The organism is Streptomyces sp. DSM 15324 (assembly GCF_001514285.1).
Classification (GTDB): Bacteria; Actinomycetota; Actinomycetes; order Streptomycetales; family Streptomycetaceae; genus Streptomyces.
On the sequence record NZ_KQ949024.1, the window covers coordinates 448,212 to 460,571 of the forward strand.

10 protein-coding genes are annotated in these 12,360 nt (G+C 74.5%); 2 read left to right on the forward strand and 8 right to left on the reverse strand.

Annotated elements, in window-relative coordinates:
- The first annotated feature begins 91 nt into the window (after nucleotides 1–91).
- Nucleotides 92–1,837 (forward strand): malto-oligosyltrehalose trehalohydrolase, encoded by a 1,746-nt coding sequence (gene treZ, locus AQJ58_RS08185; RefSeq protein ID WP_067246700.1) that lies wholly within the window; start codon nucleotides 92–94, stop codon nucleotides 1,835–1,837.
- A 100-nt stretch (nucleotides 1,838–1,937) separates the two neighbouring features.
- On the opposite strand, the gene AQJ58_RS08190 is transcribed toward treZ, so the two are convergent.
- The 4 genes from AQJ58_RS08190 to AQJ58_RS08205 all read right to left on the reverse strand — a co-directional run bounded on the left by AQJ58_RS08190 (nucleotide 1,938) and on the right by AQJ58_RS08205 (nucleotide 6,173).
- Nucleotides 1,938–2,870, reverse strand: coding sequence for an aminoglycoside phosphotransferase family protein (locus AQJ58_RS08190; RefSeq protein WP_067246703.1), 933 nt, complete (start codon nucleotides 2,868–2,870; stop codon nucleotides 1,938–1,940).
- Between the two features lie 58 nt (nucleotides 2,871–2,928).
- Nucleotides 2,929–4,056, reverse strand: a complete 1,128-nt coding sequence (locus AQJ58_RS08195) for an aminopeptidase P family protein (RefSeq protein ID WP_067246705.1) — start codon at nucleotides 4,054–4,056, stop codon at nucleotides 2,929–2,931.
- Nucleotides 4,057–4,616: 560 nt separating this feature from the next.
- On the reverse strand, nucleotides 4,617–5,198 hold the full coding sequence (locus AQJ58_RS08200; RefSeq protein ID WP_067246707.1) for a PDZ domain-containing protein: 582 nt from the start codon (nucleotides 5,196–5,198) through the stop codon (nucleotides 4,617–4,619).
- 96 nt (nucleotides 5,199–5,294) lie between these two features.
- Nucleotides 5,295–6,173 (reverse strand): LysR family transcriptional regulator, encoded by an 879-nt coding sequence (locus AQJ58_RS08205; RefSeq protein ID WP_067246711.1) that lies wholly within the window; start codon nucleotides 6,171–6,173, stop codon nucleotides 5,295–5,297.
- A gap of 96 nt (nucleotides 6,174–6,269) precedes the next feature.
- Here AQJ58_RS08205 and AQJ58_RS08210 point away from each other — a divergent pair, with 96 nt between their 5' ends.
- Complete coding sequence (locus AQJ58_RS08210; protein WP_067246713.1) at nucleotides 6,270–7,004, forward strand: CTP synthase C-terminal region-related (seleno)protein; 735 nt, start codon at nucleotides 6,270–6,272, stop codon at nucleotides 7,002–7,004.
- On the opposite strand, the gene cyc2 is transcribed toward AQJ58_RS08210, so the two are convergent.
- The 4 genes from cyc2 to AQJ58_RS08230 form a co-directional block, all read right to left on the reverse strand.
- Nucleotides 6,992–9,169 (reverse strand): germacradienol/geosmin synthase Cyc2, encoded by a 2,178-nt coding sequence (gene cyc2, locus AQJ58_RS08215; protein ID WP_067246715.1) that lies wholly within the window; start codon nucleotides 9,167–9,169, stop codon nucleotides 6,992–6,994. The two genes, AQJ58_RS08210 and cyc2, sit on opposite strands and share 13 nt — an antisense overlap.
- A 116-nt stretch (nucleotides 9,170–9,285) precedes the next feature.
- Nucleotides 9,286–10,515 (reverse strand): damage-control phosphatase ARMT1 family protein, encoded by a 1,230-nt coding sequence (locus tag AQJ58_RS08220; protein ID WP_079078766.1) that lies wholly within the window; start codon nucleotides 10,513–10,515, stop codon nucleotides 9,286–9,288.
- A gap of 163 nt (nucleotides 10,516–10,678) precedes the next feature.
- Nucleotides 10,679–11,326 (reverse strand): ScbR family autoregulator-binding transcription factor, encoded by a 648-nt coding sequence (locus AQJ58_RS08225; protein WP_067246717.1) that lies wholly within the window; start codon nucleotides 11,324–11,326, stop codon nucleotides 10,679–10,681.
- 70 nt (nucleotides 11,327–11,396) lie between these two features.
- Nucleotides 11,397–12,299, reverse strand: a complete 903-nt coding sequence (locus AQJ58_RS08230; protein WP_067246720.1) for a ScbA/BarX family gamma-butyrolactone biosynthesis protein — start codon at nucleotides 12,297–12,299, stop codon at nucleotides 11,397–11,399.
- Nucleotides 12,300–12,360: the final 61 nt, after the last annotated feature.

The window sequence follows — 12,360 nt, forward strand, 5'->3', positions numbered from 1 at the left end:
GCGACGGGGGTGTTGACCTGCTCGACGGATGCCGTATGCCGCACGATGGACCCGGCTACATCACGGTGAGCAGACGTAAGGGGAACCGTCCGTGCAGTTCGAGGTGTGGGCACCACAGGCAGGCCGGGTGACGCTGCGGTGCGACGGCGTCACGCGCGCGCTGCGGCCGGATCCGGAGCGGGCCGGCTGGTGGACGGGTGAGGCGCAGGCCGCGGACGGCTCGCGGTACGGCTTCGCGGTGGACGACGGCCCGGTCCGCCCGGACCCGCGCTCGCGCCGCCAGCCGGACGGCCCGGACGGGCTGAGCGCGGTCGTCGACCACGGCCGCTACGACTGGCGCGTCCCGTGGTCGGGGCGCCCGCTGCCGGGGGCGGTCCTCTACGAGCTGCACGTGGGCACGTTCACCGCCGAGGGGACCCTGGACGCGGCCGCCGGACGCCTGGAACATCTGGCCGAGCTCGGTGTCACCCACGTCGAGTTGATGCCGCTGTGCCCGTTCCCGGGGCGGCACGGCTGGGGCTACGACGGGGTCGCGCCCTGGGCGGTGCACGAGCCGTACGGCGGTCCCGAGGGGCTGAAGCGGTTCGTCGACCGGGCGCACGGACTCGGCCTGGGCGTGGTCCTGGACGTCGTGCACAACCACCTGGGCCCGTCCGGCAACTACCTGCCCGAGTTCGGCCCGTACTTCACCGAGCGCCACCACACGCCCTGGGGGGCCGCCGTCAACCTGGACGCTCCCGGCTCGGACGAGGTGCGGGCGTATCTGCTGGGCAGCGCGCTGGCCTGGCTGCGGGACTACCGGCTGGACGGGCTGCGGCTGGACGCGGTGCACGCGCTCGTCGACACCCGCGCGTACCCCTTCCTGGAGGAGCTGTCGGCGGCCGTGGACGCGCTCGCCGCGGAGACGGGCCGGCCGCTGTTCCTGATCGCCGAGTCCGACCTGAACGACCCGCGTCTGATCACGCCCCGCCACGAGGGCGGACTGGGGCTGCACGCCCAGTGGAACGACGACTTCCACCACGCCCTGCACACCGCGCTCACCGGGGAGTCCCAGGGCTACTACGCCGACTTCGCGCGCGATCCGTTCGCCGCGCTCTCCCGGACCCTCACCGGCGGGTACTTCCACGACGGCGGGTACTCCGGCTTCCGGGAGCGGCACCACGGGCGACCGCTGGACCGCTCCCGCGTCGCCGCGCACCGGCTGCTGGGCTACTCCCAGACCCACGACCAGGTCGGCAACCGGGCGCAGGGCGACCGGCTCGCGGCGGCCCTGTCGCCGGGGCTGCTCGCCTGCGCGGCGGCGCTGACGCTGACCGCGCCGTTCACACCGATGCTGTTCATGGGCGAGGAGTGGGCGGCGGGCACGCCCTGGCAGTACTTCACCGATCACACCGATCCCGGGCTGGCCGAGGCGGTACGGCGGGGCAGGCGCCGGGAGTTCGCGGCGCACGGCTGGGCCGAGGCGGACGTACCGGATCCGCAGGACCCGGCGACCCGGGACCGCTCCTGTCTGGACTGGTCCGAGCCGCGGCGCGAGCCCCACGCGCGCGTGCTGGCCTGGTACCGCGAGCTGATCGCCCTGCGGCACGCCCAGCCGGACCTCACCGATCCCGACCTCGCGGACACCAAGGTGGCCGTGGACGCCGGGGTCCGCTGGCTCGCCTTCCGGCGCGGGGACGTGCGGGTGGCGGTGAACCTGGGCGGGACGCCCGCGGCGATTCCGCTGGGGCCGCGGCCGGCGCGGGTGCTCGCGGCGTGGGAGCCGGTTTCCGTGCCGGGGGCGGACGGGCTGTTGGAGGTGCCCGCGGAGTCGTGCGTGGTGCTGTTGCAGGAGTGAGGGGTGCGGGGTCCGGGGTGGTGCGATCTGTCCGGCTGCCGGGTGCGGGTACGGGTACGTCGTGGCCGGTCGCGCCCCTGGCGGGGCGCCTGCGGGCGCCCTAGTCGTCGTCCTCCCGGAATTCCGTCGTCCGCTCCAGCAGGATCGGCTCCCAGGCGTGGCGGAGTTGGGTGTGCAGGAGGGGGAGCGGGGTGGTGCCGTGGCCGGTGAGGCGGTCGGCGAGGCGGGTGACGGCGTCGCAGCGGGCCAGCCAGAGGCCGCGCAGGCAGGCGCGGGCGCCGTAGCCGGCGAGGGTGGCGGCGCGGACTGCGGCGCCGGAGCCCACGGCGAGGGCGAGTCCGGCGATGTCCTCGGCGGGGTCGCCGATCACCGCGTCCGTCCAGTCGAGGACGCCCCGCACCCGGCCGTCGGCGCTCACCACGAGGTGGTCCCCGCGCAACCGGTGGTGGACGAGCACGGCGGTGGCGGGCTGCGCGGCGAGCTGGGCCGCGCCGGCCTGGGTGAGCTGGTGCAGGCGCCCGGGGTCGAACTCGTCGGCGCGGGCGAGGGTGCCGGCGGCGGCCACGGCCATGCGGCGCAGCGCCTCCAGGGAGCGCGGCGCGGTGCGCGGCACGCCGATCGCCTCGGCCTGCCGGGGCGGCACCTCGCGCAGCCCGCCGAGGAGGCCCGCGAGGTCGGCCTCGCCGACGGCGGACACCTCGTGCTCCTCGGCGGTGCCGCCGGGCACCTTGGTGTCCAGGGTGTAGGTGAGCCCGGGCGACCACTCGCCGTGCGCGACGCCGGTCGGCACGGCGACGGGTACGTGCGGGCGGACGAGGTCGCGCAGCCGCAGTTCGCGGCGCTGACGGACGGTGGCGTCGTGGTCGGGGGCGAGCCTGAGCACATGGCGGGTGCCGACCCACCAGGTCCAGTGCCCGCCCTCCTCGGCGACGGGCCGCACCTGGGGTCCCGGTCCGCCGCGGTCGCCCTCCTTCAGGAGCGCGCGGACCAGTCGGCGGACAGTGTCCGCGGTGGGTGTCGGTGCCTGGGTCATGATCGCGTGGTAGCCGTTCGGGTGGGTGCGGGACTCCTGGGGGGTGCGCGGGGCGGGCTCAGTCGACGACGACCAGCTCGCGGGTGGTGTCGTTGAGCCGGCGGCCGCCGTCCTCGGTGACGGTGACGATGTCCTCGATGCGTACCCCGAACCGGCCGGGCAGGTAGACGCCGGGCTCCACGGAGAAGCACATGCCGGGCACGAGGGGCTGTTCCTCGCCCTCGATCATGTACGGCGGCTCGTGGGTGGTGACGCCGATGCCGTGGCCGGTGCGGTGGATGAAGTACGCGCCGTACCCGGCGTCGGCGATGACCGCGCGGGCGGCCCGGTCGACCTCCTGGCAGGCGACCCCGGGGCGTACGGCCCGGAAACCGGCCTCCTGGGCCTCGCGGACGAGGTCGTGGACCCGGCGTTCCTCGTCGGTGGGTTCCCCGACGTGGACGGTGCGGGAGGTGTCGGAGCCGTAGCCGTCCTTCAGGCCGCCGAAGTCGAGGACGACCATGTCGCCGCGTTCGATGACGCGGTCGCCGACCTCGTGGTGCGGGTTGGCGCCGTTGGGGCCGGAGGCGACGATGGTGAAGTCGACCTGGGAGTGCCCGGAGCGGCGCAGCAGGCCGGCGAGGTCGGCGCCGACCTCGGCCTCGCGGCGCCCGGCGAAGGGCACGGTGCGGATCTCCTCGAACACCTGGTCGGCGGCGGCGCCCGCGGCGGCCATCAGCTCCAGTTCGGCCGGGTCCTTGACGGCCCGCAGCATCGGCAGGATTTCGGTGAGGGCGGCGTAGGAGGTGCCGGGCAGGGCCCGTTGCAGGCCCAGCAGGTGCAGGGCCCAGGTGTTGTCGCTGACACCGAACCGGCCGCGCGCCTCGAGGAGCCCCGCGGTGACGGCGTAGGGGTCCTTGCCGTCGGTCCAGTCCCGCAGGGTGAGCGCCGGGGCCCCGGCCGCCTTCGCCGCGTCCGGGGCCTCCAGGGTGGGGACGACGAGGACGGGGTCGTGGCCGGGGGCGAGGGCGAGCAGGGTGAGCCGCTCGGTGGCGGCGGGCGGCGCGTAGCCGGTGAGCCAGACGAGGTCGGGTCCGGGGGCCACGAGCAGCCCGGCGAGTCCGGCGTCGGCGGCCTCGCGCGCGGCCCGTTCCATACGGGCCCGGTAGTCGTCGGCGGTGAAGGGCGCGGGCGCGGTGCCGGTCATCCGGGTCTCCCTCGGTGGTGACGGTGACTACGGGCAGCATCCTGCCCGGACAGCGGGAGCCGCGCGAGCCGGTTCGCGCGGCTCGGGCGGTGGTTCCGGGTCCGGTCGGCACAGGGCGCCGGACACGCGCTCATGGTGGCCCCGAGGGGGCGGCTGTGACCAGTGGTTCGACGGACCACCTGGACGGACCACCTCACGGTGGCCGGTCCTGCTGGTCACCGGGGACCTCGCGGACCGCGGCACGGAGAACGTGCAGGGGGGACGCGCGCGTCCCGGGCCTGCGCGGCGCCGGGGACCCGCCGTTCCCGGTACTCGCCCGCCCGCCTGGCGACCACGACCGGCGGGCGCCCGAGCGCAAGGCCCTGCTCGGGCACCCGGCCGCGGACGGGCCCGTCGGCGGCGTCCAGGTGTTCGGCGGCGGCGCGGCGCTGATGTGCGACTCCGACGGGAGCCCCGCCCGGGACCGGCCGGCCGGTCCCGGGCGGGGCTCCCGTCGGGCTCGCCCTCCCCGTCCTGGACGAGCGGCACCGGCTCACCGGCCACTTCCGGGCCGTGCGACCTCACACGACCACACCGGGCGTCACCCTCACCTTCCGGTTCGCGCCGTCTTCGTGCCGGACGGTCAGCGCCACCCGGCGACCGGGGCGGGCCTCCTCGACCGCGCGCGCCAGATCGGCCGCCGAGTCGATCCGCGTCCCGTCGAACGCCAGCACGACGTCACCGCGCTCCAGCCCGGCGGTCCACCCCGGGCCGGGCGCGTGGACGGCGACGATCCGGGCACCCGGCCGCCCGGCGTCCACGGCCTCCAGGCCCAGCGTGGCGCGGGCGGCCCGCAGGGTCGGCGTGGCGGGTTCGGCGGCCTCGGGATTCGCGCGGCCGACGAGGCCCCGTACCGTCTCCCGGGGCAGCTCCGCGAGCCCGCCCGTCCCGATCACGGCCGCCCCGGCCGTGCCGAGGCCGACGCCGCAGAGCAGCAGCGCCGCTCCGGCGAGCCGGCCGGGCAGGGCGCCCGTCACCCGGCCCCCGCGGCGGCCGGGGCGCGGGCGGCGGGCCCGGCCGCCCCGCTCGGCGCCGCCCCCGGGTTCCCGGCCGGGCAGGGGCTTGGGGCGCAACGCGGTCTGTTCCCACGCGGTCTGTTCCATGGATCGCCTCCGGCTGGTGCCCTACCCGGCACGCCCGCCGACGACCTGCCACGAACGAGTGAGACTGACGCGGCGCCGACAGCGGTACGGCGGCCCCTACGGCACCGGCGCCTTCCGCGCGGACAGCGCCTCCGCCAGCGCCCCCGCCGCGCCCGACGGCGCGCCCGCGTGGACGAGTTCGGTCCGGTGGACGACCCGGGGCTCGGTGAGCGGCACCGCGACCGCCCCGGGCACCGCGGTGGCCGCCGAGCGGGGCAGCAGCGCGAGGCCGTGGCCGGCGGCGGCCAGCGCGGTCAGCAGTCGGACGTCGGTGCCGTCGTAGCGCAGGGCGGCCCGGAAGCCACGGCCGCCGTGCGCGGCGCGCAGGTGGGACAGCGGCAGGGCCGTGTCGGGGGCGTCCAGCCAGCGGGCGTCGGCGAGGTCGCCGAGGCGCAGGCCGGTGCGCCGGGCCAGCGGGTGGGCGGTGGGCAGCAGGACGCACACGGGTTCCTCGGCCACGCCGTACGTGGTCAGCGGCGCCACGTCGGGCAGCCGGAGCGGGTCGCTGGGCGCGGCCAGGCCGTCCACGAGGCCGAGGTCGGCGGTACCGGCGGCGACGGCGGCCGGCACCTCGTCGCGGGCGAGGACGCGCAGGGTCACCCCGGCGGCCGGGAGCGCGGCGAGGGCGGCCGGGACCAGGGCGGTCGGCGAGGTGGCGAGGGTCAGTCCGTGCGCGGGCGCGGCGGCGATCCGTACGACGTCCGCGCGGGCCGCCTCCAGCCGCAGCAGCAGCGGGCCCGCGTGCTCCAGGAGCCGTTCACCGGCCGCCGTGGGGGTGACGGGACGGCGGGTGAGCAGCGCCGCGCCGAGGTCCTGTTCCAGGGCCGCGATGTGCTGGGAGACGGCCGACTGGGTGTAGCCGAGTTCCCGGGCGGCCTCGGAGAAGGAGGCGCGGCGGGCGACGGTGACGTAGGTGCGCAGGAGGTGCGGGTCCATACGGGCCAGTGTCCCCCCCTCTCATCAGGACTGCTTATGGGGAGACCGGAAATCATCGTTGGACGTGAACGGGGTGCCGCGCCCACGATGAGGGACATGACGGAAACCGCAGCTCGGATCGCCAAGGTCGCCCTGGTCGGCGACCGCTCCCCCCATGTCGTCTCGCACACCCGCGTCCCTCTTCTGCTGGACGCCCTCGCCGCCCGGGACCGGCTGGTCCTGGACGCCTACTGGATCTCGTCCGAGGACGCGGAGGCGCCCGACGCGGTACGCGGCTTCGACGCGGTGTGGGTGCTGCCGGGCAGCCCGTACCGCAGCGAGGCGGGCGTGCTGGCCGCGATCCGCACCGCGCGCGAGACGGGCATCCCCTTCCTCGGCACCTGCGGCGGGTTCCAGCACGCCCTGCTGGAGTTCGCGCGGAACGTGTGTGGACTGGCCCACGTGGCACACGCCGAGAACGACCCCGACGCCAAGGACTTCCTCATCACGCCGCTGGCCTGTTCGCTCGTCGGCCACGAGGGTGTCGTCACGATCGAGCCGGGCTCCCTCGCCGAGTCCGTGATCGGCTCGGAGCGCACGGTCGAGCGCTACTTCTGCGCCTACGGCCCCTCCCGCCACCTCGACGCCCTGCGCGCCCACGGGCTGCGCTTCTCGGGCCACGACGAGGACGGGCACGTCAGGATCGCCGAACTCCCGGGCCATCCCTTCTTCCTGGCCTCCCTGTTCCAGCCGGAGCTGTCCGGCGACGGCTCGCGCCCGCACCCGGTCGTGCGGGCGCTGGCGCGAGCCGCGATCGGGCACGCCGCCCGGGCGGAGCGTCAGCCCGTCTGACCCGTCAGGTGGGCGACGGGGGCCGCGGGCACGCGGTCGGGGACGAAGCCGTGCGAGCGCCGGGCCAGGAAGTCCGGCTTGTAGCGGTCGACCTCTCGGTGCCAGTGCAGGACGCCCGCCATCCAGTTCCGCAGGTCGGCCACATAGCCCTCCAGCGCGGCGCGGGCCTCGGCGGACAGCTGGAAGTCGTCGTACAGGACGGGCAGTTCGTGGGCGGCGAGGTGCTGGAACTGCCGCATCCGCTGGGTCATCAGGTCATGGACGATGCCGAGCGCGGCCGGGTAGTCGCAGCCGAAGAAGTTCTGCACGACGAGGATCGCGTTGTGCATCTCGCCCTCGTACTCGATCTCCTTCTGGTACGAGAACACGTCGTTGGTGAGGCAGCCGTAGTCGATGGCGGCGTTCTCCAGGGCCCGCACGGGGCCGGTGCGGTAGATCTCCGGCGGGACGGCGGGGCCCCGGCCCCTGCGGCACATGCTCAGGGTGAGGTCGGAGCCGAAGGTGGCGCGGCGCATCTCCAGGTAGTCGACCGGGTCGGGGACGCGGTTCTGGAGCTGGTTGGACAGCTCCCACAGCCAGCTCTCGGTCATCGTGTCGACGGCGGCGCGCAGCGGACGCCGCTCGTCGGGGGTGAGGCCCGCGGTGGTGCGGGCCCAGAGGTCGATCAGGCCGCGCTCCATGCCGTTGACGGGCACGACGGGCACCTGCCCGTCCTCGACGGGCATACAGGCCGAGAGGCGGGCGGTGGTGAGGCGGGCGGCGGCCAGGTCGTGGCGGCGGCCGAAGACCAGGGGGTAGTAGTCGTCGCCGTAGGTGCCCCAGGCGAGCCATCCGGCGCTGAGGTCGAGGGCCTCGGGGGTGGCGTCCGGATCGAGACCGGCCGAGCACAGCGGGAGGTCGTAGGCGTCGAGCTTGTCCTCGTCCCAGACGCCCTCGGACAGCATGCCCGTCCCGCGCATCCACGCCTTCAGACGGGGCCGGGCCGCGGCCAGGTGGGGGCTGAGCTCGACCTGGTAGGGCATGAGGAAGTCGGGCAGCAGCGAAGGCCCGACCTTCTGGAACGGCACGTGCGCGTAGGCCCGCAAACGCTCCGCGGCGGCCGAGGCGAGGAGCGCCACGACGTCGGCGGCGGCGGTGCCCGGGCCCGTCAGCCGCTGCCAGGGGGCCGTGGAGACGGCGCCCTGGTTCATGTACCGGCTGGAGCGCAGATGCCACTCGTGGCCGCCGGACTGCCAGTCCTGGAGGCCCTTGGTGTACGCGGCGACGGCGGCGACCTCGTCGGGGCGCAGGCCCTTCTCCAGGGCGAGCGCGGGCACTTCGGTGAACGCGGTGTGCTCGAACTGGTGGAGGCGGGAGGTGAGGATGTCGTTGACGGTGTCGGCGGCCTCCTGGGTGGTGCAGCCGAAGAAGGTCTCCAGGACCAGCACGCCGTTGCTGTTCTCCCCCTCGTCCTCGACCTCGCGCTGGTAGGAGAACAGGTCGTTGCGCAGGTGCACGGCGTCGGAGAACGTCTCCATCAGCACCCGCAGCGGCCGCGTTCCGGCGACGGAGGCGGGCACCTCGGCGGTGGCGTACTCCACGAGTCCCGCCGACCACGGGGCGCCGCCCACCTTGCGGCGCATCTCGATGTACTCGACGGGGTTGGCGATCCGCCCCCCGTCGATGTTGGACAGCTCCCACATCGACTCGTTGAGGAGGTGTTCCGTGGCCACGGCGAAACGGCGCCGCCAGTCCTGCGACATGGCCGGCACGGTGCGCGCCCACAGGTCCTTCAGACCCGCCTCGACCGGGTTGCGCGGCTCGGGCACGTCCGCCGCCGGGTCCAGCGGCATGAACAGCGGGAGCCGGTCCAGATGGGCCTTGCCGGCGGCGCGGTCGGGGGTGCGCTTGAACATGTCGAGGAAGTGGTCGTCGAAGAAGAACACCCACACGTACCAGTCCGTGATCAACGACAGCGCCGGGCCGTCGCAGTCGGGGTGGGTGTAGGCGCAGAGCAGGCCGTAGTCGTGCGCCTCCAGGTCGGCCTGCTCCCAGACCCCGGACCCCTCCAGCATGCCCATGTCGCGCGCCCAGCGGGTCGAGTGGGCACGCGCCTCCTCGACGTGCGGGTTCAGCCGCGCGGGGTGCGGCAGGTAGAAGTGCGGGAGTTCGAACGGCTGCTTCATGGCCGGGGCCCTACCCGGGGCCCCCGACACCCATCCGTGCGGCGGCACATGATCACACCATCGCGTGAACGGGGCGGCCGGGCTTGCGAATCGGGAAGGTCCGCCCCGCTCCCCGGTCAGCCCCTGACCTGGATCAGGGCGTGGGTTCCCGCGGTGCGCCAGCTCCCGCCCTCCGCCGCGTCCAGAGCGGACTCCGTCGCCCCGGTCAGCCCGGTGATCACCTCGGACTTGAGGGTGCGCAGGGCGGCGACCGGGCCGGGGAAGTACGCGACGGTGCCGGCGAAGGGGGTGGTGGCGGGCCAGCGGCGGTCACCCACCAGGCGGCGGTAGTTGAGGTCGCCCTTGACGATCGTCAGGTCGGCCGCGGCGAACTCCGCACGCAGATCGGGCGGCAGTTCGGCGTACGGCAGCGGGGCCGCGGCGAAGGGGTGGGCGCGGACGGCGAGGGTGCCGTCCGCCGCCGCGGCCCACAGCCGGCGGCCGTAGGCGGCGGCCTCGCCCGGGGCGGTCGTGAGCGTGCGGAGCGCGTCGACGACATCGGCGGGCGTGGCGTCGGAGACGTAGTACGGGTACGGCTTGACGTGCAGCACGACCCGGCCCGCCCGGCCCTGTTCGAGGAGGTGGGCGGCGAGGAGCAGATCGGGGACCAGTTCGCGGCCCGCGTTGTCGGCGATCAGACAGACCGTGCCGGGGTTCCTCCGGCCGGCCGGGAGGAGCGCCCACAGGGCCTCGCCGTCGTCGGCGACGAGTCCCGGTGCGGCGTCCCGTGTCTCGGCGTCGGCGTCGGAGAGGCGGAAGCCGAGGTCGGCGCGGTTGCCCCAGAGGGAGCCGTGGAGCAGGGCGCGGGCGCGTTCGGCGGCCGGGCGGGTCCGCAGGGCGTCGAGCGCGGCCAGTTCCTCACCCGTCTCCGGTGCGTCGAGTTCGGCGCGCTTGAAGGGCTGGAACGGGTCGATGCCCCGCCAGACGCCGCGGCCGAAGTAGCCGACCGCGTCGAGGAGCCGTCGGTAGAAGTAGCTCTCCGACCACAGCCACGGCACCTCGAACCAGGACCGGCCCGTGTACGTGTCGAGGCCCCACTCCCGCCAGCGGCCGGCGTCGTGCGCGTCGGCGGGGAGCGGCTCGACGACGCCCTTCAGACAGCTCTCCAGCAGGGCGTCCAGGGCCCGGTGCACGGCGGGGTCGTAGGGAAAGGCGTCCCGCACCTGCCGGATGATCGCCGGGTGCCGCTCGGCGAGGACGGCGTGGGGGAAGGAACCGGACTCGTCACCGAGGATCACGGGCGGTGGGACCGGGGTGCCGGACGGCGGGGTGGAGGTGCCGGGGGGCGGGGTGGGGGTGTCGGGCATACGGCTCACCGTAGCGGCCGGGCCGGCGCACCCGGTCGTCGTCCCACCCGGCGCGGTGGGTCACCGCCGGGCCGCTCACCCGTCGCGCGCCGCGGCTTCCTCAGCCGAGGCCGCACACCGCACACCGCACGCCCCACGCACCTCAGCCCTCGACCTGGGCCCCTCAGCCGGCCATGATCTCCCGCTCCAGTCGCGCCGCGAGGCTGAGGTAGCGCGGGCGGCGGGGAACCGGCACCAGGCCGCGGATGAGGACATACCACATCTCGGCCATCCGGCGCGGCAGCCGGGCCGCCGGTTCGCGGGAGCGGCCCACCACCCGGGTGCCCACGAAGAAGCAGACCAGGGAGTGGGCCACGGCGTCGATGTCGACGTCCGGATGGATGTCGGACTCCTTCACCGCGCCCACGAGCCGACGGCTCATCAGCTCCAGCCACTCCACGAACGGATGCCGCAGGGGCGGCTTGACCGGCACTCCTCCGGTGGCGAGCCGGAGCCCCGCGCGGGCGATCGGGCCCTCGACCGAAAGCCGCGCGAGGCCGAACGTGAGGCGCATCAGCGCTTCGAGTGCCGGATAGCCCCGGTCGTCGATCTCGCCGGCCACCCGGCGAGAGGCCTGGGACTGCAACTCCATGATGGCGTGGGCGAGATCCTCCTTGGCCGCGAAATGGAAGTAGAGCGCTCCCTTGGTGACACGTGCGTGCTCGACGATCTCACTGAGGCTCGTCGATTCGTAGCCGTGCCGGTCGAACAGATCGGCAGCGGCCGTGATGATCGTCGCGCGGGTCTGTTCGGCGCGTAACTGCCTCGCCATCGACTGGACTCTCCTGGGCCGGTAAAGAACGGGTCATGCCGTTTGTTTCTTACCCCCCGTACACAATAGCTCACCGTACGGCGGTACCCACCATGCACGTGAAGATCGCCGACTCCCCTTGTGTTCCGAGGACTTGGACATCGGTTCCACGACCTCCCTTTGCCTCGATCCACACGGGTTCGTCCAGTTCGGCGTAGCGATGGAAGGACGCGTGATAGAGAATGGGTGACTGTCCGTCGATTCCCAGCAGCCGGGCGACCTGACGGGCGGCCTCCAGGAGGAGCATGCCGGGAACGTGGTCGAGCGGATGGTCGAAGAAAACGGGGTGTGCGGTATTTACTCTCAACTGCCAGCGATCGGGCCCGTCGGCCGGGGCGAGGACCACGTCGGCGGGCAACGCGCGGTCCACGGCGACCGGGTCGAGACCGGCCGGCGGCGGGGCCGCGGTCACCGACTCGGGGGTGCGCCCGCCGCGCAGCCGGCGGTAGACGGACCCCGCGACGACGGTGAAGGCGACGTCCGCCGCGGCGACCGGCTCGCCCTCGCGCAGCACCCGCGCGGTGTACCGGGCTCCGGCCAGCCGCCGCCCGCGGTACTGGACGTCGGCGAAGAGCAGCTCCAGCTCCGGTTCGGCCGGCAGCAGGTCCACCGTCAACTTCTCGGTCGCCGCGTCGACATGGAACTCCTGCATGACGAACTGGTGATCCAGGGGAACGCCGTACTCGGTGTGCGCGATGAGCGTGCCGGCCTGCCGGACCGTTTCGACGACGAGCAGGGGGTCATAAGCGGACCAGTCGGGCGACACGTGTAACCCATGGGACCGTGGCCACTGGGCGGAGACCGAGAACCGGTCCTCGCCGGTGCGCCGCCAACCGGTGAGCAGAGTCTCGGACAGGGCCGCGCGGTGCACGAGCTGGCGCGGCACAGTGGTGGTCAGGGACGGAGCGTCGGCAAGCCGCCGCGGTCGAGTCATGTCTCTCCCTACGGTCCCCCGAAGGCCATGGCAGACGGCGAACCGTCCGCTCCGGTAAGCG

Bases quoted from the DNA above. Each gene is read 5' to 3' on its own strand.
- AQJ58_RS08210 (WP_067246713.1), top strand. From the start codon at position 6,270: ATGACGGAAACCGCAGCTCGGATCGCCAAGGTCGCCCTGGTCGGCGAC.
- AQJ58_RS08200 (WP_067246707.1), bottom strand. From the start codon at position 5,198: ATGGAACAGACCGCGTGGGAACAGACCGCGTTGCGCCCCAAGCCCCTG.
- AQJ58_RS08190 (WP_067246703.1), bottom strand. From the start codon at position 2,870: ATGACCCAGGCACCGACACCCACCGCGGACACTGTCCGCCGACTGGTC.
- AQJ58_RS08195 (WP_067246705.1), bottom strand. From the start codon at position 4,056: ATGACCGGCACCGCGCCCGCGCCCTTCACCGCCGACGACTACCGGGCC.
- AQJ58_RS08205 (WP_067246711.1), bottom strand. From the start codon at position 6,173: ATGGACCCGCACCTCCTGCGCACCTACGTCACCGTCGCCCGCCGCGCC.
- AQJ58_RS08220 (WP_079078766.1), bottom strand. From the start codon at position 10,515: ATGCCCGACACCCCCACCCCGCCCCCCGGCACCTCCACCCCGCCGTCC.
- AQJ58_RS08230 (WP_067246720.1), bottom strand. From the start codon at position 12,299: ATGACTCGACCGCGGCGGCTTGCCGACGCTCCGTCCCTGACCACCACT.
- cyc2 (WP_067246715.1), bottom strand. From the start codon at position 9,169: ATGAAGCAGCCGTTCGAACTCCCGCACTTCTACCTGCCGCACCCCGCG.
- AQJ58_RS08225 (WP_067246717.1), bottom strand. From the start codon at position 11,326: ATGGCGAGGCAGTTACGCGCCGAACAGACCCGCGCGACGATCATCACG.